The organism is Dyadobacter sp. HNCC25DJ185 (genome assembly GCF_056895195.1).
Genome location: NZ_JBXHAR010000010.1, coordinates 31,735 through 55,616 on the forward strand (window position 1 = coordinate 31,735; position 23,882 = coordinate 55,616).

A 23,882-nucleotide genomic window follows, 5' to 3' on the forward strand; every position below is an offset into this window, starting at 1 on the left:
GTTAACGTGCCAGATAGATGTTTCCCCTCAGCCTCTCCGATTTGCGCTGGTCAATGTAAATGACCTCGGCTTCATAGACATACATGTCGGCCGGTGCGCGTTTATCCCCGATTTTGCCGTCCCAGGACTCACCTGAAAGCTGGCTTCCTGGTTTGACGTTTTTCATTTCAAACACGAGTTCTCCCCATCGGTTTCGGATCCGCAACAAACTTATTTCCTTGATTCCGCTCCCAAAAATGGTGTAGCGATCACCGATTCCATCGTCATTGGGAGTGAATGCTTCGGGGATATCCACCTGGCAATGGTTAACGACAAATGCGGCCGCCCGCTCGGTCGAATCCATACAGGTCCCGCCTTTTACAGTAACCAATTTGACGCTGTACTGGCCAGGTTCAAAAGCCAGTGCGGGATTCTGGACCTCCGAAGTCCGGCCGTCGCTGAAATACCATAGATAGCGGTCGGCCGGCTCAGAAAGATTGACGATACTAACCGGGCCTGGGGCACAAAAGAGTGAATCTCCGCTAAAACCGAAACTAGCCTTGGCGGGGGAAATGATCGTTACCGGGGCCTTTTTTGCGAGTATTTTGCAGGTTTGCGAACCACGGTAAACACTCAGGGTAAGGGTATAGCTCCCAGGTTGTCCATACAGATGCTCGGGCGAATAATTGGACGAGTCAAGCGGTGTCCCATCCCCGAAATCCCATATGAAACCTAATTGTGTATCGGACCGGTTTGTGATCTTGATGGCTGTGTTTTCGCATGCCAAGGCATCGCTTTCAAAATTCCCGGTCGGCGCCTCGGTCGTTTTGACGGTGAGCTGGGTCGAGTCCGACCCGCAGGGTGTGTAGGCAATCAATGTGACCTTGTAATCGCTTTTTGCTTTGGCAAAAGTATGGGTTGGGTTGGCAAGGGTAGACACCGATCCGTCACCGAATTTCCAAAGCCAGCGAATGGGTTTTGGCACGGAGGCATCCGTAAAGCTCACGATTTCTCCAGGGCATACTTCCGATTTTGACATTGTATACAATGCCTTCACGGTGCTTGGAAAGACCCTGACCGCCACCTCGGCAGTATCCCTGCCGCACCCGCTGGTTATTTCCAGTCTTACCATGTAGGTCTGCGCGCTGTCTTTAGCGGAAAATACATGAGATACAGTGTCGCTGCCTGTTTGTAATATTGTACCATCCCCGAACAGCCATCGGGACAAGTTCTTGTCATGACCAGACGAACGGTTGGAAAAAAGGAGCGAGGCCGGCGTACAGCGAAGTGTGGTGGAATCCACCCCGATTTCTGCCTTTGCTAATGGACGAACGACAATCTCCTTGGTATCCTTTTGCTCCCCGCAGGCATTTTTAGCTGTAATGGTGACCTGATAGGTCATATTACCTTTGCCACTGTTTTCCAGAATCTGGGCAGGTAGCTGGAAGCTCGTGTATGTAAACGTGCTGCCAACTGACCAGACGTATTCAACACCGGGTGTTTGAGTTCCGTTAACCTGAAATGTCACATTGAGCGGAGAACAGCCGATCGTCTCACTGGGTACGAAACGAATCGCGGGTGGCGGGGTTGTGACCGTCACTTCTTTGCTGATCGTGTCGGAGCAAGCTCCCGCTCGCGCAATCAGCGTGATTTTTTGTACCCCGGGCAATAGCGACAATTCGGGATTTGCGGTGCTGGCGGCTAGCTTTTCATTGATAAGCCAGGTGTATGATTGGGCGCCGGCAGAGTTATTGACCGGTTTGAAAATCGTGCCCGAACATCCGCCTGCGATTAAAAAATCCGCTTTTGGTCTGCCAAAAAGGACTTTTGCCGTAGCCTCTGCTTTACATCCTGTGCTATTCGCCACCGAGTAGGTGACGTCGATCTCAGTTCCGGGAAAACCTGCGGTGAGAAGCGTGTCGCCCTTGATGCAACCGGTACAGGCAGTAGTGGTCCACTTGCCTCCAAGAGGTGTGCCTGTCAGCTTCACAAAGGGTGTTCCCTCACAAATCGTTTTGTCTTCAACGGTAGCCTTAATCCCTTCCACAGTGACTTTCACTGCGTCGGTTACCTGGCATTTACCAGTACCTCGGGTGTAAGTAACCGTATAAGTGCCCGGCGTTCTGGGTACAAAAACTTTCCGCCCGTTTTGCGTCTCGACGCCGCTCGAACTCCATTCACCACCCGCAATATTAGCTGTCAGGGGAATGCCTGCGGTACCAACACACATGACGGTGTCTTTTGGTATGGATGTGATTTTGACAGGTTGGACCGGCGAAACATTGAAAGTGTCGCTGACCGTTTGCGTACCGCAGGCATTTTGTAAAGTCGCCGTCACGATATACGGAGTTGTCGCGAATGGGAGAGGGATTGCCTGGTTCGCGGCGATCGGGCTGTTATTGAGGGTGTAAACCGCACCGGCTACGGGGTTGGTTATTTGATAGGTGATCTCTTCGCAGACATCGGGCTGAGGGGTGAGTGTTGCTGTGGGCAAGCTCACTACTTTGTATTTGCGGGTAATGGCCTTGCTGCCGCAGCTGTTCCGAACGACCAGGGTGACCGTGTATTCCCTGGCGTCTTCCAGTTTCACTTTGATCACCGCAGTCGTGCTGCCGGAGTTATTCTGATAAGAATAACTTCCACCAGTTATTTGCCAATTATACCCTGATTCCTCCTGTGAAACGCTTCCGTCCAATTCTATAACGCCGCCTCCCGACAGACAGACGACGGTATCTTTGTCAAGTACCGTAGTTCCCTTGACATTGAATGCGGGAACGGGCAGTTTGCCCAGCTTGAATTCCGCTTCCGCCGTACTGGACCCGCAGGTTTTGGACGTTGCTGTCAGTTTGACTTTGTAGGTCGCATTCGGGTCGGTGAAGGAAAGGGACGGATAAGCGCTGGTGCTTTTCTGACCATCGCTGAACTCCCATAAAAAGTCGATATCGAAAGTAGGGCAGCTATTATTTTGAATGGTGACCGGTGAGCCCGCGCAGGCGGCATCGATCAGCGGTTTTGCTTCGGGTTTTTTGTTGAAAGTCAACAAATACCCTTTATTATCATTGTTGCAAACCTGGTTTTTAATATTGAGGTTGTATTCTACGGTACCCGTCCCGCAGTTTTTAGCGAATTGCCGCAGGTCGTAAACATGCTTGACCGTCTGCTCACTGGTCAGGGTTATTTTATCGGTGTTTCCGTCCCCCCAGCGGATCTCGTATTCTTTGGTGGCGCAGAACCCGGGCTTCAACTTCAGGCAGAGCTCATAGGTTGAATCGCTCGGGGCGACGCAAAGTTCTCCTGTGCCGGTACAAAATGTAAAATCAACAGGAATCTGAGCTTGAGAGGACAAGGCCAGTAATACAAAAAACAGGATCGGTAAAAGATATTTCAAATCAGGATGGTTTAAAGAAGCACTGAATGTGAAAGGGCGGTTTTCGGAACTTAAGTTAGTTCGTCGAATTAAATAAGTCACCAATTAAAACTGGCGACTTATTTAACGGATACGGCGGGAGTCAATAATCGTTTAAAATGCACTATTTGCTTACCATGTCGTATGAATTAACCGTACCTCCGGTTTTCAGGCTGGATGTGGTTCGGGTAAGTGTCATTGCATGATCGTCGAAGCTGCTTACCGTGAAAATGATCGTTCCGTTGGTTCCTGTGGGAGCCGGTTGCAGCGCCGACAGCGTTAACTCGCTGTCTGTTTTCATTTCCCATTTTCCTGTGAAAGCAATGTTATCCACATCGGTCAGCACTACCTGGTCGGTGCTGCTCAGGTTCAGGGTGAATTTTGAGTAGCCGGGACTGACCTGCGTTGTTTTGCTTTTGTCGTAAACCACCGTGCCATTCTCTCGGGCTATGGAAACAACCCATTCTTTTGCGATCCTTTTGGAAACGGGATCGGGATCCTTTTTGCATCCCGGACATAGCAAGCCAAGTCCAAGAAACAGGAGTAATGTGTTCTTTGTTATCATCTCCAATGATCGGTTTACACTTTAGTTCTTCAGGATTTTCACGGTAAAGTTTTTGTCTTCCACATTTGAACGGATCAGGTAAAGGCCCGCCGGCAGATTTTTCAGGTCAATGATCTCCTCGTGTTTTTTTACTTTGGCCGATGACGACCATTCGAGGAGAGCCTGGCCAGAGCTGGTCAGCAGCTGAAATGATGCCGGGCCCGGTTGAGGCAGTTCAATGACCACATTTACCACTCCACTGGTTGGGTTGGGAGAAGCACGCAGGATATTGGCGCTATGCCCTGGATCTTCCACACCCGTTATCACGATGTCATAAGGAGCCGAAACGCTTTTACAGCCCTCCTTGGTGACCTGCACCGTATAGCTTCCGGAACGGCTTAGCTTGTAGGTCGGAGATGTGGCCCCCGAAATCGGCACCCCGTCCAGCATCCACTGATTGCCGTTCGCGCTGCTCGATGTGAGCTCGATCGCATTGGCAACCTGGATTTCTGGTTTCGTGATTTCGGTAAGTTGAACATTGATGGTATCCGAATAAGCCGTACAGCCTTCAAAAGAGACCGTTACATAAAAACTGCCGGCTTGCCGGGTCACGATCCGGTCTGCGGTACTGCCATTCGACCATGTATATTGATCCCAATCTCCAGTCACAGCAAGCGTCAGGCTGTCGCCCTGGCAAAGCTGCAGGTTTTTGGTTGGGCTCAATATGATCTGATTGGGGACCAGCACGAAATCGATCGGGTCGTTATTCGCAGGCTTGCTGACATCAATGGTTTTTGAAACACAGAAACCGGATTTGGTAGCTTCTACATGGTAATTCCCGTTGGGCAGTCCTGCAACAACGTATTTCCCGTCCTGATCCGTTTGGCCGGTGGCGAGCTTTGCGCCGGTAATGACGACGGTCGCATTTTCGACTGGCCTGTTGGTCATTTTATCCAGTACGGTACCAGTCAGGTAATTTCCGGTGAAATTGGAAAACAGATAGGGGTTGGTCTTGTAAACATCATAGAAGGTCACATAGGCCTGGGACCCGCTGTCGAACATATGCAGGTTGGTCAGCACATATCGCCCGCTGGAAAGTTTTTCATTGATCTCCTGACCATCAAACCGCAAGGTGATTACATTCAGGCCGACCAGCATACGCAGGGAACTTTCGGTCCAGTTTAAGGTATTTTGCAGGGAGTCGGTCAATTCGGCGCTCACATTGTAATATCCTGCCTTGTTTACATTCACCTGAATTTTGATGTCCAGAAAGTCGAAGTCCCCATCCCCGTCAGTGTCAACAGGTGCTTCCGAGTTTTTGCCCGTGAGTTGGATAGGCAGGCGGGGGAAGATATTTACATTGTAGTCCCTGGTGGTGTATGCGCTGGGGCGGACGTCGACCGGGAGGGAATAAGTCAGGTCGGTCAGGGTCAGATTATCCAGTTTGTAAGGCCCACTTAATCCGTTGGCGCCGATGGCCTCTCCGCTGAAATTAAGCGGTGCCTGGTAGGTTCCAGGCGAGAGCGGGCTGCCACCAAGGCTTGTCCAGGATGAGGAAGTGATGATTTTGTTCTGGGAATCGCGTAGAGAAGCCGTGACGGAATAATGCCCTTTTTCTTGGATCACAATACCTGTCATGATCTGCAGCGAGTCATTGAAGTTGTCGTTATTCTTATCCATTACTTTCTCACTGAAAGTGCCGCTGAAACCAGCAGAGGCCGGAATAATACTTACTGGCAGGTCTTTATAAACCGTTTCCGGACCTTGCTGCAGTTTTACCAGAAGTGTTTTGCCGCCAGGCTCGGCGAATGTCAGGGCGCTGTTGCCATAAACGCCGTCGTCTGCCGCACCATCGTCATGTTTGCCGTCATCGAAAAGTTCCAGGGAATCCCTTTTTGCTAATTTCAGGAAATACACCATCCCCTTCGCTTTGGTCACCGGGGCTTTACCTATGGCAAAAGTTGCTTTAACCGGGACAGCCTCGTTTATTTTAAAACTGGATTTACTTCCACTGGTAGCTATCAGCCGGCGACTGGTTAGCGCGTAGGTCCTGAGTGCCGCGGGTGCATCTGTCTTGCCGCCCTGTATGACAATGTTCCAGGTCCCTTTTTCCGCATTCGGGATGGAATAGGTGATGATACCGAAGTCGGGATCGGCGCTAAACTCCGGACTTGCGGCGTTGAATATTTTACCAGACGGACTTTTCAAAGTAAATCCCGCATCCCGATCGCCGAATGCGCCCTGAAAAATGGCGGTTCCGGTGATTGACAGAGAAACCGGGTTTGTTTCCTTCACGCCTGTTTTCAGTACCTGCTCGTATACATAAACAATACTGAGCGAATCCGGAATCTCGCTGTTTGTGCCGTTTTGCTCCGTTTCAGCGCCTATCCGTCCACCGCTTGTAGTCTTGACGTTTGGAGCGATGAGCTCTATCGAAGCCTGATAGACTGGATTGCTGTTACGAAGCTCGGTGTGGCCAAGACCAAATGACCGGTTGTTGACAGCCGCCACCGGGCTGGTGAAGTCGCCATCATACCTGGCGTTCCACGGGAGGGTAGCCCTCCGCGCGGAAACCACCCAATCAGCGGTGCCTACAATGTTAAAGATCCTTGTGCCCGAACTGAGCTCTGGTAAATAGAGTACCTGATTCCCATTCTGATAGTTAAAATTATTAACCAGCCAATCAGGTTGCATCTGATCACCAGCCGGCTGGCACCCTGCTGACAGGTAAGCCAGTGAGCTGCCGTGATTCGGTGGCCCGATTTGAACCAGGTTCTCGGCTTCCGACATGCCGCGCAGGTATGCCCTGGCGTCTATGCCGCCTTTGCTATGCGCGATCAGGTTAATTTTTCTGACACCAAAAGTGTTCTTGGCCATTTGAATTTCAGCATTCAAGAGGGCCGCGTTCGTAAATAGAGCACCGCAGCGATCTATGGAGCGGGCAATGTGAAAAGGAATTCCGTCTTTGGTAAGAAATGCATTGAAAGCCGCCCAGGTCTCTTCCGCAGTTCCGGTAACGGATCCTCCGCTGCTTGCGCCGAAACCCCGCACCAAAACCACAGGCCGGATTTTATTTTCGATTTCCAAACTGATCCAGTCGCATTCCACGGCCCAATAGGTGGTGTTGGGGACATCTATCTCTATTTCGATCAGGTTTGAGGCGGGTACCGGGGAGGTTTGTCCGGTACCTTCCTTCCTGGGGAATTTGATGTACTCTACCGGAATCATTCGTGACGGTGTGCTCCATGTCTCATTTCCTGAGCTCAATGTCCAGGGAAGTCCGTTGGCAGCATTGATCCTTTTTCCATTGATGTACACATAGTCCACTTCCGGATCGGCGAGGCCGTCGTCGTTGCCGTCGTATTGTGAGTTATGGTCCACATCGTAAACGCGCATGCTGAGGCGGACTTCTTTTGGAATAAGCCCTTTTTGAACAAGTTCGGCGGCATTGGTCAGAAATCCCTCGTTGTCGAACTTCATCAGGTTGGTGTAGTACCTGGTGACGTCGACATGAAAGGACAACTTGCCATTTGCCAGGTCTCTTCTGTACAGATATTGGTCAAAATCATCACCGGAGCCTTTTACAAATCGCTCGTCAGAGGCTGGCGGTTCGCTTTCGGCGGTCCGGGAAACCCGGCTGGCGGATTCCGGTCTCGGGAGATCCTGGGAAAATGTCGGTACGGACCAGACCAGCCATATTGCAATAAATACTGCCAGGCGGCCACCGTGCTTTGAAAATGAGGAGAAATAGCGCATGATGATAAGGCTTTACGTTTTCATGCATAAATGATAACCCGTTACTTTGCTGAACGCATGGACTTGCCAGTCGCTGAAGATGTGATGACAGACGTTGCGGAGGTACGGAAACCGGTGATAGCTTCCGATATGAAATCGCCGTCAATCCATACCCTTCCCTTTCCTACTGCCACCAGTACCTCATCGTCGTCGTCGCCAGTTTTATCTTTGATAATGAAAGCGTACTGAAAGTTTTTGATCCCATGGGAAGAGACCTCTCCGGAAATGACCGTGACACTTTTGTAGGGAATGTCACTGCTTTCACCGGTTTCCTCAGAAAATATAGTGAATTTGTCGCCGTCGCCTGCTATAAATGCACCTGCTCCCTCACCATGATCACTTCTTCCTTCGCTGTAAAAATCGTATTTGATCTCGTTTTTCTTATTCTGATTGTAGAATTTGAAATAGTAATCCTCAGAAATATCGCCGACATCGTAGCTGTCGTCAGGGCCATAGCGTGCTTTTAGTTTACAGGGGGACAACACGAAGGCGCCGTCAATCGTGGGAGGGGCAATACCATCATTGACCACCATGCCCTTGGCTTTCAGGTCGTCGATAATATCCTGTGGCACAATGCTTTGAATCCGGACGATCTCGTCGTCTTTTTTACAGCCGGACAGACAGAAAACAAAGAAGAGAATACCTAGTACTAGTCTGAAATTTTGAATGGAGAATTTCATAATGATTCGGTTTTAGAAGAATGAATGAATTGAACGTTCATGTTTATACGTACTCTCTCTATCCTTTCGTGATAAGACATATCGGAGGGCATTGCCCTCCGGATGTGCTGAACTCTATTACGATAAAGGGGTCATACGTGATATTTCGTGAACCGCCCTTCAGAATTTGAAGGAGACGCCCACCGTAAAGCTGCCGTCGGTAAACCGGTTGTTGTAGTCGCCGTAGTAATCATAGCGGTAGGTGTCCAGGCCAAGCTTGCTCGTAACACCAAACCTTTCCGTGAAGAAATATCTCGCGCCGATTCCGGGACTGATGATGAATACATTCTCGGAATATTCACTGTAATTGGTGATCCATAGCCGGTTAACACCTATGCCCAAGCCTGCGAACAGGTCCAGTTTATCTGTGTTAAGTTTCATAATACGGCCGAAGTGGTAATTTCCGGTTGCCTGTACCACCATGCTGTTGACGTCATATTTGCTCCAATAGCGCATTTTTGCACCCACGCCAATGTCTTCGGAAACACCCACTTCGAAATTAGCGAAGAAGGGGATCACGCTTTCGTCAAACGATTCCTGGATTTCGAAACCGGCGTCGAGCAACTTGGTGCCTTTCTGGAAGGCCTGGGCATGGGAGGTGAATGCATTAAAGACAAACACGAAGACCAATAAAGAGGAAATGAGAATTTTTTTCATGAGGTTTAATTTGAGTTTTTTGTTAAAAGTGAGACAAAGAGACACTGTACGGCACTGGCGGGCACCGGCTTGAAAAGTTAGACTGAGATAAGATGACAGTGTGTGTATAAGTGCTTATTTCACATTGTTATGAAGCGAGAAATCATAGAGCTTGATGGACGAACTGAATTCACTGCCTTTGTTATAAAAGAAAGCGTATTCGGCTGCGGAGATGTCCTGATCGAAATAAATCTTATACAGCGTGTTGCTGATTTTTTTGAACCTGAAAGGGACCGCCCCTTCGCCGAATCCCGTCTCGCTCGTATAGGCGGATTCCCTGCCGATGATAAACTCCCTTCCCCTGCTGCTCGCTTTTACCCTCAGCAATGTGAAATCATTGGGGCTGGCTACCCCTTCAAAAATGGATTCCGCGACTTCGTTCATGTTTTTCCGGGCTCCGCCGAAAACCATGTAGAACACCGGTTGATTGTCTTCTATGACGAAGTTGGCGCTGGGGTTGGCCAGGCCTACCCGCTGGGTTGTCCCTGACATGCCGCTCGTTGCCTGGTTCAGCAGGCCTTCACCAATCGTGCCTTTCCGGGTTTGATTTGTGGTCGTAGGTTCAAGCTGTTCATACTGGGGCATACCCTTCTTAAATTCCTCATAATAGATCCCTGGTTCCGCAAACTTACCTCTTGCAGGCAACGGAAAGGTAGTCGGGTGAGCCGGCAGGGTACCCGCCACAAGGTTAGGGTTGGTGCTTTGCTGAACGGCCCTTTTAGGCACCATCATTACTTTGACCAGGGCGTCGGGAACTTTCGCAGCTTTCATGGCGATCAGTGCTTCCGTGGTCAGGCTGAAATCGGAATCGGAATACTGGATTTTTTTAGTAATGATATTTCTCGATACCCCCCCGAGGTTCATATCGATGATATCCTGGTTGCGCAGGACAGGCATCGGCGACGAGGCGAGCATCATCGCATCTACGACTGCTTCGTGAACCCCTTCTTTTTTTAATTCAATCATGCTTGGCGTTGTCATGTTGAACTTGGTTGGACCTATCTTGATTTTATCCAGGATCAGGTCCTTGGATATTTTTGCCTTCGTCATCGAAATGACGCTTGGATTGGTGATTGTTTCCTGGGCTTTGGCTACCAAAAACAGCAGGACCAGGGTAATTGTTAACGAGGTAGATCTGATCATAATAGAGAGGAATAATTGAGATGTACGACTATATATTCCAATCAGCTGACGAAATGTAACAGGTTTAGGTAAAAAAAAATTTGGAGAATGTCTGGACATGAATGGCAGCAGCTGTCACAGGCACTACCAGCGTTTCAGGGAATATTGCAATGTGCATTCGAGGTTATGCGACCAGGCAACGGGGTCCCCGTCCGTTTTCAGGCGTATCCATTGCGGATCATAGCTGAATAATACCTTGAATCCCCTGGGTAGAAACGATTTTCTCATGATCGCCGCGCCGACCGTTACTTTCGGCCCAACGGAAAACAACAACTTGGGTGTGACGGCATTGGAGATATAGTTGGTGTAGCTTATCTTTCCGGCAGGTATCCGCGCATTGATACCGATTCCCGCCAGAAAACCCACGCGCAATGAATGCAGGGATTGCTGTCTGCTTATGCCAATACTGTTCCAGGTTAATTTCGGAGTAAAGGTGAGGTATCTGACAGCCAACGTTTCAGTCAGCCGGGAGCCGTCGTTGGTGGGAACGGTGGTGCCGTATTTGTGCTGGGACCATTGCACGTCCAGACCAGTCTGCAACGGCCGGTCCCAGCGGAAGCGGTCGATGGAAAGGCCGAAGTGATAATTTTTGAACTCGCTGACCGGATAGAGGAATGCATCCGTTTGCTCTTTGTCAACAGAAAAGTCGGTCTTGCCCGTAACGGAAGTTCCCGCGCTGAGCGAGATATCATACACATAGGATTCGGGCCATAGGTCGAGGTATGCCGTGCTGGCAATGTCTGCGAAATACCTTCTTGGAACCACTTTCCCGGCCGATTTTTTCAATTCTGTCTCAAATTTCCTCATGGTCTCGATCCGGTCCTTGAAGAGCGGATGTTCGAGGTATTTGCCTACCGTTCCGTTTTCTGCGGCAGTAATTGTCGCTGGACCCTTTTTTAAAGCTTCTTTTCTTTCGGTAGACAATTTATCCAGAGCCTTGATCATTTCCCGATCCAGCCCTCTGATCAGTGATTCAACCGAAAACCCTTGTTCAATTTTTGACAAAGCCCAAACCGCATAAATATCTGCTTCCAGTTCCTGGGCCATCGGGTTAGATGAACCATATTTATTCCAGAGCTTGGGATTTGGAGTCTCCTGTTGGTAGGGTAGGCGTAATGCTTCGATGCTGCGGGCATTTTTATGGTGACCCAGCACATGATGACCTAATTCATGAAGCAGTACCTGCTTGTCGACCAGCGTGGTTGCCTTATTCTGGGCATTAAGCCTGTCCAGGAAAAATTTGCTGTATAAAATGAGGCGTATACTTTTTTTTGTGCCGTTTGGCAGGTCTGCCTCGCAGATTTGGGATACCGGCGTATCACAGAAAGCCCTTTTGATCAGAAACTGGTCATCAATCGGCTTGATCTTAGAGAGCGGCCCGAGCTGCCTGATGTAGCTTTGCAGCAAAGTGTTTGCCTCCTGTTCACCAATGAACTTTTTCTGGCTCCCGTTGATCGCATCGCAGTTGCAGGGTGCTTTATCATCTTCCTGGGCAAATGCTGCTATGCTAAATAATGTGAAGAACGTGAGTAAAAGTTTGAATTTCATCTATTTGAGGAGTGATTTAGGTTGCGCTGCGCAATTTTCAAGCCGTATGCGGGCACTGTCTTTCGACTCTAAATAATAGCGCTGCGATTGGGTGAGGTACGAGAGCCTGAAACGGTTGTTGAATACAACGGTATCGGCCGGTTCCCGAAAGTAAAGCTGTAAGGTATCATTGCAAAAACGGTAGCTGATCCTGTCCTGCTGATCTTCCGATTTCCACCATTTCAGAACGAGCTCTCCAGCCGGAAGGTCGCCTTCTGAATAACCCAGCTGGCCGTCGGTCCTGTTGTCGCCGTTGTACAGATCGATTTTCCTTGAACCGACCAGTTCGGGGTCACTCTGCCGCAATCCGAAATAAAACACCATACCCCCGGCCAGCAACAGCAGCGCAGCACTCGCTGTGATCGCATAGCTGTACCGCTGAAACACATTTTTCGGCCCGGGAAACGCCCTTTTCTCGGAAGCCTCGTAGAGCTCGGCTTCCATGCTGACGGGCAGGGCATCTTCCAGAAAATCTTCCCACTCAACTTCCTCGCGGAATTCTTCATCGTCTTCCAGCAATTGCAGATAGATCTGGTATTGTTCCTCGGTCAGTTTTCCAGCCCTTGCTGCAAGGATCAGCTGGGTTCTCAGGGATTCATCCATATATTAATAAGGGCGCAGGCCCCGCTGATTTGAGTTTTCAACTACACATGACTTCAAGCGTCCGTTACAGACAGGTCCACGATTTTCGACCGTCCGCACGGGTTCATGCAGAAGCTCGGCCACGGCTTCATAGGACAACGTGTCTGCATAATCGCCAAAGAACCTTTTTTCAAACATCATCCGGCATTTGTCGTCCTGTATCTTCAGGCAATGTTTCAAAATCCGGATGATTTCGGAGAGGCCTTCGTCCCGTTCAGGCTCTGAGAAATCGTCCGGCGATACATCTTTGTCCTTCCTCTTTTCCCCCAGATGGTATTTTCGGATCTCTTTTCTATCTCTTACAATATCGGTAAAGTAAGAATGAAGCGCTTTATCTACGTAAAAACTTTTCTGCTGGTATGTTTTCCGGTTGTCCAGAAAAGTGAGGAAAGTGTTTTGAATGATGTCGCTGGCGATCTGGTCTTTCTCTTCATTTCCAATCCTGTGTTCGATATACCTGCGGAGCCTTATTTCTATTTCCCTCACCGGCAGCGCATTCGAATCGCCCTTGGCCATGTAGGCAAACAGGGCTAGCTGTTCATAGAGATACCTTTCTATCACGGGCAGTTTCAATTTTAATTCATGCTTCCGGTTCCAGGCAAAAATGGTTTGGTTGAATTTATCAGGGTTTCGCAGATGGGTGATCACACACCTGAGGGCCCGCTCCGTTACTTCGGAATGTTCCGCCCGGGAATGCAGGTGCTTCACGGCCAGCTTTTTAGCTTGTGACTCCTGCCTGTCGTTTTTGAAAGCGGCCAGCGTCTCTTCAAGTGCCGGCAACACAAGCATACCTTCTTCAGCAAGTCTGGAAGTTTCCTCCTTGGTGTAGCGGTATCCCCTGATCTGCAATTTCCATTGGGTAGCGGCGGTCAGTTTCGGGAGCAGACGCATGACGTCGGCCTGTTTCCAGGTTTCCCATTTATCGCGCTGACTTCTGAGCAGGGAAGTAAGTTCATTGATGGTTTCTTTCAGCAATGCGTTTCCGCTGTTGTGTTGTTCCAGCCGTGATTTGCGGATCGCCTCTGAGATGTTGTCTGCAAAAATTTCTGAGACCCTGTCGGATAAAAGTGCAATGGAATGGAGAGGGGTTCCCTGGAAAAGCTTGGCCAGGGTCTCATTGGAACGTTTCCAGAATAGCATGATGTGAAGGGGAGTTATCGATAGGGAGAGTTGGACTGCTGGGCGTCAGGAGGTCAGTTTCTGCATGTGGATCTGCCACCATATTTTCCAGCGGTTGATGGAGCCGACGTGGTACTCGCAATCGATGCAATGATCAAACCGCATGTAGAGGTTTTCGGCACGCGAAAGGTCCCCGCTTTTGAGGTAGGCCACAATGAGGTGCCATTCCGCAGCCTCCCGGAAGTAGGGGCGAAGGTCTTCCGATTCGAGAACATTCTCGAAATTCCGGACAGCCAATACATACTGCCCTTCTACAATATGCGCCTGTCCTTCGAAAAACTCATCGAAAATGACACGCTGTGCCGGGGACATGGTGGATTTTCTGGCCCCTCGCACTACAGTGAAATCGTTTTCAGAATCCGGGAAGCGGACCGTGCTCAGTGTCAGATAGGTAGCAAACACGATACAAGCCGCCGCCGCGACCGCCATGTAACGTATAACTGTGAAGGTTTTCAATCGCAGGCGTTCCCTGGCCTGGAGCTGCCGGATTGTACCGAGCGCTTCTTCCTGAAGAAATGCTTCCTGCATGAGTTGGTGCAGACTTTTGAGATGTGCCATTTGGTGTGTCAGATCGGGATCTTTTTTTTGCTCGTTTTCGAAAAAAAGGATTTCTTCCGGCGACATGTCGCCCATTAAATATCGCTCGATCCATTCTTGTACCTCTGTCTTGTCGGTTGGCCTTTCCATGGATTATAGTGCTTTTGGTTGTTTCATTAAGTTACCTAGTTCCCGCATAAACCTACTTTTCTGCATTTTTGCCGCATTGTCGGTAGGGTATCCCAATGCGACGGCAATTTCCTTGAAGCTCAGCTTGTCGTAATAAAACGCTTTCAGCATTTTCTGGGCATCTTCGGACAATCTTTGAAAAATGGACAGGCTTGTTCTTTCTTCATCGGCCGAGATCATCAGGTCCAAAGGATTGGGGTCATCGGGCGTCGATTCTTCCAAATCCTTCGAATAATTTTGTTCGCGTTCAAAAGTCGATTTGCCCGACCTGATTTTTTTGTACCACAGGTTTTGCCCAATCTTGTACATATAGGTGCCCACTTTTGCCTTTGCATCCCATTTGAAAGTCCCTGTCCAAACATTATCAAGGAAAGCGACGATTACCTCCTGGAAAAGGTCCTGCGCGTCGGCCCGGGTACCGCCGTGGGTGCAGACAAATTGCGTGATCATTTTATGGTGCTGATGATAGAGTTGCTTCGCTGCTTCATTGACAGCCGAGTTCTCGCGCGTCAGTATGGCATCCACAATTTCGCGATCTGTAAAATCCTTCATAAGTAGCGTTGGGCCTGTTTACTGATTGATACCTGCGGCTTAAAAAAAAGTAACGAATTCTTTTCAAAAGTTTTTGCCCAGAACCGGGGGCAATGTCAGATCCCATTTCCACTTGACGTTCGAGCTGCCAACGAAGGGGCTCATAAAAAAGAACGTAAGATGAAAACTCTATTCTCATTCCTGTTGCTCGCCGTATTAGCATCAAGCTGCTCCGAAAAAGAAATTGCGCCAGAAACCAATGCAGCCAAAATGGCTGCGGAGGATGAACAACCTCCGAAATCAAACTGCAGTGGGTTGCCTAATTGCAAGTGAAATTTGATAGAAAGCCGCGCCAATTTTGATGCGGCTTTTATTTTACGGTCTACGGTGTTGAATAAGAGTTTCATATCTTACCTCATCTGCCAACAACGGCAGTATCTAAATCGTACCAAGATGAAAACTGTTTTCTCATTCCTGTTGCTCGCCGTATTAGCATCAAGTTGCTCCGAAAAAGAAATTGCGCCAGAAACCAATGCAGCCAAAATGGCCGCGGAGGATGAACAACCTCCGAAATCTGGTTGCACAGGCTTGCCTGACTGCCATTGATTGAGTCAAAGATTTCTGATAGGGCGCATCAGTTTTGGTGGGCCCTATATTTTTATGCACTAGATTGAATATGAGTTTGTACATTAGTTCGACTGTCAACGAAGGCAGTGGTAACTGGATTTTATGAAAACTTTATTCTCCTTTTTGTTCTCGCACTGTTAGCTTTCGGATGTTTAGAAATGAAAGTAAATCCGGAAGACAATGCCTCTAAAATTTCGGTCGAGTACGAACAATCACCGAACTCAAATTGCAGCGGGTTACTAAACTGTAAGTGAAATCGGAGAGAAAGCCGCGCCAATTTTAATGCTGCTTTTATTTTACTTTATGTTATTTGGAATACAAGTTTTGTATATTACTTCATCTGCCAACGAAGGTAGTATCTAACTCTAACTAAAATGAAAACTCTATTCTCATTCCTGTTGCTCGCCGCACTAGCATCAAGTTGCTCCGAAAAAGAAATTGCACCAGAAACCAATGCAGCCAAAATGGCTGCGGAGGATGAACAACCTCCGAAATCGCATTGCACGGGATTACCTAATTGCAACTGATTAAGGCAAAGGTTTCAAATTAGGGTGCGACAGTTTTGGTGCGCCATTCATTTTTTGTGTACGATATTGAATATAAGTTTATATATTAGTTCAAATGTTAACGAAGGCAGTATAACTCAATTACTATGAAAACCTTATTCTCTTTCTTTGTTCTTACTCTGTTAGCTTCCGGATGTTCCGAAATGAAAGTAGATCCGGAGGACAATGCCTCTAAAATTTCGGTCGAGGATGAACAACCTCCAAAATCTGGCTGTACAGGTTTACCTAACTGCCACTGATTAGGCAAAGAGTTCTGATAGGGTGCATCAGTTTTGGTACGCCCTGTATTTTTATATACCATATTCAATATGAGTTTGATATGCTGGTTAATTGTCAACTAAGGCAATAACAACTAAATTTTTATGAAAACTTCCTTCTCTTTACCATGCCATCTTCCAGATGTTCGGAAATGAAAGTAAATCTGGAAGACAATGCTTCTAAAATATCGGTTGAGGACGAACAATCGCCGAAATCTGACTGTACTGGATTGTCTAGCTGCAAATAAACGTAAAGGCGTTCGGAAAGCCACGTTACATCATGATGTGGCCTTTCTTTTTGATTAAAATTATTATAGCTACTACCGCTAAAGAGATCATTAACATGACTACTATTGAACTTGACGTAAAAAAAAATTCAGGTTTTGCATAAACAGGTTCGTTGTTACCTATCAAAGTCAGATTTGCCCAATAGTAGGGATGTGCATACTGCTTGAAATCATTATTATTAAAGAAGTCCAGTCTGGATTTTTGTAATGCCTGATCAAGGGCAAGCCCTTCATTCAGGTGGGTATGCAACCTTCGCGTCAAATAATTGGTAACCTCGTCATTAGCTTCCCAAATTGTTGTGATCACCGAAGGGCATCCAGCCTGAGCAATCGCATGAGCCAGTGAAATATTTCCTTCTCCCTGTAGATTTTTTCCCATTCCTGCAGAGCAGGCACTCAATACGACCAACCGGGTAGACTGTAATGGGAGTGCATAGATTTCATTTAGATACAAACGGCTGTCGATTCCGGGAAATAACTGAATAAAAGAATCATTTGGATTGTCATCGGCCGAATAAGCATGTGTGTCAAAATGGAGAATGTCATAATCCAGCCCTGTTTTGAGAACCTGTTGTTTGGTCGCCCTGCTGCCCCAAAGATTTTCACCACCTAGTTTGAGAATGCTTGCAAGACTAGAAACAGCGGTCCAAGTTGTATCCGACAATGGCTGCTCTCTAACAAACGGAGCAATTGTCAGACTGGTCCTTGCTTTGCTGGTGGCCTGAAAGGGATGTTGCCAGAAATATGCGGCTGAGTAAGTATAGGAGATTGCAAAATCTTTTGCAAGAAAATCATGGTTTTTCGATCCTGTTTCGAGGATTTCAAAAGGCAGGAAATTGAACTGCCAATCCCTGGCGATCACGATACGTTTCCTAGCAGAAATCCATTTTTTTAATGGCTCAAAAAGTATTTTATAGCAGCCAACAGCGGAGGGTGAACCTTTATAATTTCCAAACCCAGGATTGTTTTTTAATTCGTGATGAAGGTCGGATAAATATGAATTTAGTAACGTCCTTTTTACTGGCCAGAAAAGTAGGTTACACTTTTCCCTCGTAACTACAAAAGCATATAACTGCTCGTCAAACCATTTGTAGGAAATAAAAGCGGACTCTTTTCCAAGCATTTGTTGAACCCGTTCAAATTGTATGGATTCATTTTTAATGTTATATATCGAAGGATGTTCCTTTTTTATTTTTTTTTGAAGATTATATAATTGAATTCTGAGATCGTTCAACTCTTTTTTTATTGAATTGGAACCGCGATTTGGAAGACTGGCCAGTGCTGCCCGTTTTTGAAGGAGCATTTGCTCCTGTTCAATTACGCTAGGAGATAACTTTTGATAGTGGATCTTTTTGGCTTTAATTACATCATAGAGGTAGGTCGCGTTTGCCTCTTCAAACCAATTGAAGATTTCCTGCATAACAGCAGCGGACGGGTTGTACCTGTAAAATGCGTATCCTATTGGTAGGGCTACCTTGAAAAGATCGTGGCTTTCAAAAGATAAGAAATGCCTTTCGTCAGTATCTTCGGCAGCGTATATGTATGTGGATCGTTTTAATTTAATAACATTAACAAAAGATTTATACGCGGCCGACAAATGTGCTGGATCATTTGATAGTTTATATCTGTCAAATGATGTTGTTGCTTGAAGAATTAAAGCCTGAAGTCCGAGTTGCGGATAAACTAGATCAATGGAAGAAGCATCACTATCCCCGCTTGACAAGCTAATCTCTTCGAAAGCTTTACGAAAATAAAGCTGTGCATGGATCAGGTCGTGGCGTAAGCGCGATAGATTCCCTTTTTCAATCAGAATTAGTGCAATGATCAAAATATTCCTCGACGACTCTTTTTTCTGGTACCGACTAGCTCGATCCAAATATGTCCAGGCTTGTTGATTTAATCCCATTTTTCTATAAAGCTTGCCTATAAGAAATAGAAGTTCTACGTGTTGCTTTTTATATTGTGAAGTATGTTTCGGTTGTTGCAAATGAGTCGCCCAAGATTTTTTTTGCCAGAACAAAGCGCTATCTGGCATATTTAGTTTTTCATATGTGTAACTGATCCCTGAATACAATAACTGCTTTCGATTGAAGTCAGAGGACGGATGCTTAATTGCTATATAGCGATACTTAAGGGCTTTATGATGTTCTCCCAACAAATCATAAACCTCTGCAAGACTACTTTCGATGTAGTCGTTTTCACCATAAAGCTTATATTTTTCAGATAATGTCTTTGCCTTTGTAAAATAACTAATACTTTGGTGATAGCGGTGTAAAAGCCATACGGCCCTTCCCTGATGTAGATAGTGATGTAATACATAAAGTGGAATTTGCTTTTCAACAACTGGATTTTTGATCAGAACCTCGTCTGCTGCCTGAAAGTAATAATAGGAAGAGTCAGCCCGCTCCAGTGCATTATGCATGGTTGCCAAACTGGTGTAGAGTTTGAAATAAAGGGAATCCGGTGCCCGCGTTTGCTTTTTAAGATAAGAGAGTCCTTCGTAACAATAACGAATGCTTATATTGTAATGGCCGCCGGCAAAGTGCGCGCTACTCATATCATTGCACAAATTAGCCGCGCGAAATGGATCAATGTCCTTAATCAGATCAAAAGCCTTCTCGTAAAATCTAAGGCTTTCTTCATTTTTGCCTTTGATAGCCAGTTTTTCCGCTTTTTGCCAATACTTGTCCGACAGCTCTTTTTGGCCAAGAAGCGGATAAGAAATGCCCATAAGGAAGCCCAGCAGCACAACAAAGCAGCGTCTCATAGCATGACTATTTCTTGTAATCCATCACGATGTCGTATGCTCCGTAGTCATCGGATAAATCATTGTCGTTGATCGCAAACAGGATGTCGATACACTGGCTCACGCCGTCGGTTTCGAACTCACAGGCCTTCCCGCAAGTCCGCCAGTTCTGGTCATTGTTGACCTTGTAAATGAGGGCAGCGTGATTGATGGACCGGTCCAGGCTGTAGTCGCCAATAGGAAAGTTGAACAGCCCATTCTCTAGTCCTTCCGGGGTACTCCAGCCAACCCAAAAGCCAACTCTCATACGGTTGGATGCAGTGATCGTAATTTTACCGGGCTTGTCGATGCGGATACTCTTGGTCACGAATCCCCCTACAGGTAAGGAAAGAGGCAGATACGTGTTACAATCTCCCACGCACGGTTTCGAATACAGCGCGTTCAATGTCAGGGAGTCATCCTTTGATAAGCTTAACGCCTGCTCAACATAAATGCGGTTCAGAAAAGAGCCGGTTTGCTCGGAATCGTTCAGCCCCAGGAATTTACCGATGTGGTAGGCAACTACCCGGGTCAGCGCATGTGTGTCCCATACAAAGCTGTCGTCAAGAGAAATAATATAGGCACCGTTTTCTTTTCTGCCTGACGATAAAGTAGTAAGGTTTCCACGGATCAGGCCAATGGGGGAGATCTCCTGTTTTTGCTCCGCCGACGGTTGCTCAAACCGGATGGTCAGTTCTGTTTTGAGAGCGTCCTGCTTCTGCAGAAAAAGAATGTTGGGATCGGCATGCTGCCAGAGATCGAATGCTGCCCTGATCGCCTTCTGCTGAAGCGTGTTATCCAGCTTGCTGAAGGAATTCTCGACCTTGTAACGGAATGCGCAGGCTTCCAGGCGTTTACCAGGATCATTTGGCGCGGCACTGATGTAATAGGATTTGACTGCAGGCTCGGGGACACTTTGGCAACCCCACACACAAAGGGCCGCGAACGCGATGCGTAGAAGTTTCTTCATTTTGTTGAGTAAGGGGGAGTTTTTACGAATTAAATATCTGAAATAAAAACATTTGCAAACGAGATTAGAAAAATAAAATATTTCTACAAGAGAGAAACCGGCAATTCCGGCGCGCCGACGCATATCAGGGCTAATTCCTGATTTTTTCCATGTTACCTTTTAAGATCGGCTGGAATTAATACGGCCGCGACCCGGCCTGCAGCGGCTGAAACTTCCTTTTGGCAGTTACCTTCCAGCAAATGTATGGGATTCATCCTGCGGACGACACGGCCGTAGCAAAGCTTTTACCTCGTGCCTGAGGGCCGGTATCAACACATAATTTCGACTCTATCAAAAAAAATCAGCCTGAGGCACACATGAAAATCAAATTTGCGAATGTCGGCTTTCTCATTTTCTGCTGGGCCCGATGCCTGGCGCAGTTTGAAGCAATGCCGGTGCCGAAGCCGGATTTTATCCAAAAAACGGATGCCGCTGAACTGAACCTGGACCATTTTAGCCGGAAGCAAAAGCCGGTCACCGGACATTGGATGACAAAAAATGCGCGGTATGCTGCCCACCCGGATGCCGGCTACATGGCAAAAGAACAGCCTCCGGGTAATGTAACGGAGATCATAGAAAAACGGACGGAAACCACCCGGTTTTACGTGGACGCGGATACCCCCGGGAAAGTTTTTTCTCAAGGATCGTACGGTCCGATCCATTATAAAAAAAATGGTCAGTGGCTAATCCTGGACGGCAGGCTCGACAACCGGGGCAATGGGTTGCTCGAAGCCTCCCACCAGCCGGAGCCTGTTGGTTTCGATCTTAAAACCAGGAAATCATACATGAAAACCGCTGCCGGGCAGGTGTTTTTTAATGACTGGAGATTGTTCGGTGCCGATGGAAAAAAAGTGAAATTACTTGCAGAGGCCAATTGGGACCATTACACCGCCGGGGACGATGGCGTATTCGTCAGGAATATCTTTCCTGGCGTAGATGCCGAAATGCGCGTTTTAAGAGGCAGGATCAAGACGAACCTGATCATCCGGGAATGGCGTTTCGGCGGTTTTGACAGCTATCTTTTTACCGACACTTTCCAGTCATCGCAAAACGGCAGTTTCACTTTCGTGGCTGCCCCAGGGCAGAAATCCGCGGTGGGTGAGGTGGACTACAAGGTTCAAAATAAGCTGATGGCGAGGGTAGGGCAGGCGGTTCTTTATGCGGAAAGCGAGCCGGAAAACGTCGCTTATCTCCGTTATGCTGTCCAAGGCAGCCGCTTAGGTATGACTGTAGATGCAGGCATGCTGCGGACGCTGCTAAAAAAAGGGAAGGTCGTGATAGATCCCCTTGTGGTCGGTCCGGACGGTGTTTATTCCCCTGCCAATGTGATGAATTCGTACAATAGCGCCAATTGCACCTATGAGTTCAACAAAGGATGCAGCTACAGCTGGATGGTACCCGTCCCGCCGTACATCACCGTTACAAACACCTATCTTCTCGACATGTTCCTGACCATCGCGCCCTGTACCCGCGACAAAATGCGGATCATTTATGGCTTTGGGGACCGGGAATGCGGGCAAGACATTATCTGGCAAACCCTAGGGCTCCCCGCGTCTCCCGGCACAACTGGGGGCAATCAGAATATTGTTGCAAGCTTTAATGACTGCATCAAGGCGAGCTGTGAACTCTCCTATGTCAAATTTAACATGTCCATTCTGCGGGGGTGTATGGGGCCTGCAGGATGCGAATCGTCCTGCGTGCAGGGGATAGGGCCTTTTGTTACAACCATCGAAGGGCGGACACTCGAAATGACGTCGGTCTTGGCGACGCCCGATGTCACGCAATGTCCCGGAGAGGCGGTACAGCTTGCAGCCACAGCAGATTTCGGCATAAAGCCACATTCATTTTTGTGGGCACCGTCCAACAGCGCCAGCAGCGAGGCGGAAGTGGCGCCGCTGCAATCTACCACGTATACCGTCACGGTGAAAGACGCCTGCAATCAGCAGGTTACTGACAGTGTAAGGGTAACAGTACCGCCACTGCCACCTCCGATGAACGCGGCGATATCCGCGTCGGCTACCGCGGTCTGCGAAGGTACGGAGATCGTTTTTTCGTCCCGTGTAAACGATGTCGACGACCCCGTTTATCAATGGAAAATCAATGGGGTAAATGTACAGGGTGCTCATTCCGAAACATTTAGTTCATCGGATTTTAAGCACGGCGACCGGGTGACGCTGGAAGTGACCAATCCGGATCCCTGCGCTATTCCGAAAGTGCAGACCACCGATCCGGTGCCGCTACAGGTGTACCCCAATAAACCCTATGATCAGACTGTCAACCTGATGGGCTGTGATTCGGTGGAATTTGAGGGGAAATTTTTCAGGAGCGACACCACCATACAGCAAATGTTGCAAAGCCGGTTTGGCTGCGACAGCGTGAACCGCACCGTCCGCATCATGATCCGTCCGTTGGAGCTCCGCCTGGAAGCAAGCCATACGGGCACCATTTATAACGGTGATCTGGTAGAGCTAACGGCAAACAGCGGCTCCGGGGAATTTACAGTCACTTCCTGGACGCCGGTATCCCTTTTTCCTGATCAAAAGGCGGTTAAGCAGACCGTGAAGGTAACCGAAAGCGACAGCCTCTTTTCAGTATATGCCCAAAGCGAAGCAGGATGTGTGGATTCCGCATTTATTGTTTTGAGATCCATACCGAAGCAATTCGGTAATCTGTTACCGGATGTTTTCACGCCCGACGGCGACGGAACAAATGAGACCTGGGACCCGCTGAAAAAACAGACCTATCCCACAGGTGAGTTGTTTGTATATAACCGCTGGGGACAATGTATCTATCACGCGCCAGATTATCGGGTTCCCTGGGACGGTAAGTACAAAGGAACCAGGGTACCGAGTGGCGTATACGGATATAGGTTAGTTGTTGACGGGCGGTACGAAGTAAAAGGGATGGTCATGGTCCTGTACTAAATAAACGAAATAGAAAAACAGACTAAAAATACCAAGGACGCTCCGCCGCGATTTCCGCGAAAAATGAGAAGAAAATCTGTACCGGCCAGACGTTCAATGACCGGACGGACTTTGCAGATACCATACGGAATACCCATCCTGACGCTGTGAGCATTTTGCTGACAGATCTTTTTTCTAACAACAATGACTCCAATTCGGTAGCCGATTCAATGAAAGAGCAATGCATTGACAAAGGCATCGGGATTGGCCTGGCGGGGGTGCTGGAAGCTACTTGAACGGCGCAGTCGAGGGCGGTGCCGCGTGAATGGAATGCACCCAGGCCCTTTTTTGCCATTATTTTTGGTGATAAGGCAAATATCAGTCCGCTTTAAATGAACAGTCAGGTCCGTCGGGCATATTACAAAATTGGTTGACATCTTTTATATTTATCATCCCGATCTC

General features: G+C 47.9%; 16 protein-coding genes. 2 read left to right on the forward strand and 14 right to left on the reverse strand.

Features of this window, described 5'->3' with window-relative positions; genetic code table 11:
• Position 1 precedes the first annotated feature (1 nt).
• The 14 genes from AC1XUF_RS25560 to AC1XUF_RS25625 form a co-directional block, all read right to left on the reverse strand.
• Positions 2-3,367, reverse strand: coding sequence for a PKD domain-containing protein (locus AC1XUF_RS25560; protein WP_483344699.1), 3,366 nt, complete (start codon positions 3,365-3,367; stop codon positions 2-4).
• A gap of 142 nt (positions 3,368-3,509) precedes the next feature.
• A complete protein-coding gene (locus AC1XUF_RS25565) occupies positions 3,510-3,950 on the reverse strand; it encodes a hypothetical protein (protein ID WP_483344700.1) in 441 nt (146 codons plus the stop codon).
• Between the two features lie 21 nt (positions 3,951-3,971).
• Complete coding sequence (locus AC1XUF_RS25570; protein WP_483344701.1) at positions 3,972-7,685, reverse strand: carboxypeptidase regulatory-like domain-containing protein; 3,714 nt, start codon at positions 7,683-7,685, stop codon at positions 3,972-3,974.
• Between the two features lie 41 nt (positions 7,686-7,726).
• Positions 7,727-8,404, reverse strand: a complete 678-nt coding sequence (locus AC1XUF_RS25575; protein WP_483344702.1) for a hypothetical protein — start codon at positions 8,402-8,404, stop codon at positions 7,727-7,729.
• 159 nt (positions 8,405-8,563) lie between these two features.
• Positions 8,564-9,100, reverse strand: a complete 537-nt coding sequence (locus AC1XUF_RS25580; RefSeq protein WP_483344703.1) for a hypothetical protein — start codon at positions 9,098-9,100, stop codon at positions 8,564-8,566.
• Positions 9,101-9,214: 114 nt separating this feature from the next.
• Positions 9,215-10,282 (reverse strand): hypothetical protein, encoded by a 1,068-nt coding sequence (locus AC1XUF_RS25585; RefSeq protein WP_483344704.1) that lies wholly within the window; start codon positions 10,280-10,282, stop codon positions 9,215-9,217.
• Between the two features lie 123 nt (positions 10,283-10,405).
• Positions 10,406-11,869, reverse strand: a complete 1,464-nt coding sequence (locus tag AC1XUF_RS25590) for a M48 family metalloprotease (protein WP_483344705.1) — start codon at positions 11,867-11,869, stop codon at positions 10,406-10,408.
• Positions 11,870-12,511 carry a hypothetical protein gene (locus tag AC1XUF_RS25595; protein WP_483344706.1) on the reverse strand — a complete coding sequence of 214 codons (642 nt, stop codon included), beginning with the start codon at positions 12,509-12,511 and terminating at the stop codon, positions 11,870-11,872.
• A gap of 3 nt (positions 12,512-12,514) precedes the next feature.
• Complete coding sequence (locus AC1XUF_RS25600; RefSeq protein ID WP_483344707.1) at positions 12,515-13,690, reverse strand: RNA polymerase sigma factor; 1,176 nt, start codon at positions 13,688-13,690, stop codon at positions 12,515-12,517.
• A 45-nt stretch (positions 13,691-13,735) separates the two neighbouring features.
• Positions 13,736-14,416, reverse strand: coding sequence for an anti-sigma factor family protein (locus tag AC1XUF_RS25605; RefSeq protein WP_483344708.1), 681 nt, complete (start codon positions 14,414-14,416; stop codon positions 13,736-13,738).
• A 3-nt stretch (positions 14,417-14,419) separates the two neighbouring features.
• A complete protein-coding gene (locus tag AC1XUF_RS25610; RefSeq protein ID WP_483344709.1) occupies positions 14,420-15,007 on the reverse strand; it encodes an RNA polymerase sigma factor in 588 nt (195 codons plus the stop codon).
• 140 nt (positions 15,008-15,147) lie between these two features.
• Positions 15,148-15,393: a hypothetical protein gene (locus AC1XUF_RS25615; protein ID WP_483344710.1), complete on the reverse strand. Its 246-nt coding sequence runs from the start codon at positions 15,391-15,393 to the stop codon at positions 15,148-15,150.
• Between the two features lie 1,316 nt (positions 15,394-16,709).
• A complete protein-coding gene (locus AC1XUF_RS25620; protein ID WP_483344711.1) occupies positions 16,710-19,490 on the reverse strand; it encodes a CHAT domain-containing protein in 2,781 nt (926 codons plus the stop codon).
• Between the two features lie 7 nt (positions 19,491-19,497).
• Entirely contained in the window at positions 19,498-20,478 is a 981-nt protein-coding gene (locus AC1XUF_RS25625; protein WP_483344712.1) for a matrixin family metalloprotease, read from the reverse strand.
• 356 nt (positions 20,479-20,834) lie between these two features.
• Between AC1XUF_RS25625 and AC1XUF_RS25630 the strand changes: the two genes are divergently transcribed.
• Positions 20,835-23,441, forward strand: a complete 2,607-nt coding sequence (locus AC1XUF_RS25630) for a T9SS type B sorting domain-containing protein (protein ID WP_483344713.1) — start codon at positions 20,835-20,837, stop codon at positions 23,439-23,441.
• Between the two features lie 146 nt (positions 23,442-23,587).
• Entirely contained in the window at positions 23,588-23,716 is a 129-nt protein-coding gene (locus AC1XUF_RS25635; protein ID WP_483344714.1) for a hypothetical protein, read from the forward strand.
• Positions 23,717-23,882: the final 166 nt, after the last annotated feature.

What these genes read in the sequence shown, in the direction of transcription:
- AC1XUF_RS25565 (WP_483344700.1), bottom strand. Translation starts at nt 3,950, where the DNA reads ATGATAACAAAGAACACATTACTCCTGTTTCTTGGACTTGGCTTGCTA.
- AC1XUF_RS25570 (WP_483344701.1), bottom strand. Translation starts at nt 7,685, where the DNA reads ATGCGCTATTTCTCCTCATTTTCAAAGCACGGTGGCCGCCTGGCAGTA.
- AC1XUF_RS25575 (WP_483344702.1), bottom strand. Translation starts at nt 8,404, where the DNA reads ATGAAATTCTCCATTCAAAATTTCAGACTAGTACTAGGTATTCTCTTC.
- AC1XUF_RS25580 (WP_483344703.1), bottom strand. Translation starts at nt 9,100, where the DNA reads ATGAAAAAAATTCTCATTTCCTCTTTATTGGTCTTCGTGTTTGTCTTT.
- AC1XUF_RS25585 (WP_483344704.1), bottom strand. Translation starts at nt 10,282, where the DNA reads ATGATCAGATCTACCTCGTTAACAATTACCCTGGTCCTGCTGTTTTTG.
- AC1XUF_RS25590 (WP_483344705.1), bottom strand. Translation starts at nt 11,869, where the DNA reads ATGAAATTCAAACTTTTACTCACGTTCTTCACATTATTTAGCATAGCA.
- AC1XUF_RS25595 (WP_483344706.1), bottom strand. Translation starts at nt 12,511, where the DNA reads ATGGATGAATCCCTGAGAACCCAGCTGATCCTTGCAGCAAGGGCTGGA.
- AC1XUF_RS25600 (WP_483344707.1), bottom strand. Translation starts at nt 13,690, where the DNA reads ATGCTATTCTGGAAACGTTCCAATGAGACCCTGGCCAAGCTTTTCCAG.
- AC1XUF_RS25605 (WP_483344708.1), bottom strand. Translation starts at nt 14,416, where the DNA reads ATGGAAAGGCCAACCGACAAGACAGAGGTACAAGAATGGATCGAGCGA.
- AC1XUF_RS25610 (WP_483344709.1), bottom strand. Translation starts at nt 15,007, where the DNA reads ATGAAGGATTTTACAGATCGCGAAATTGTGGATGCCATACTGACGCGC.
- AC1XUF_RS25615 (WP_483344710.1), bottom strand. Translation starts at nt 15,393, where the DNA reads ATGAAACTCTTATTCAACACCGTAGACCGTAAAATAAAAGCCGCATCA.
- AC1XUF_RS25620 (WP_483344711.1), bottom strand. Translation starts at nt 19,490, where the DNA reads ATGAGACGCTGCTTTGTTGTGCTGCTGGGCTTCCTTATGGGCATTTCT.
- AC1XUF_RS25625 (WP_483344712.1), bottom strand. Translation starts at nt 20,478, where the DNA reads ATGAAGAAACTTCTACGCATCGCGTTCGCGGCCCTTTGTGTGTGGGGT.
- AC1XUF_RS25630 (WP_483344713.1), top strand. Translation starts at nt 20,835, where the DNA reads ATGAAAATCAAATTTGCGAATGTCGGCTTTCTCATTTTCTGCTGGGCC.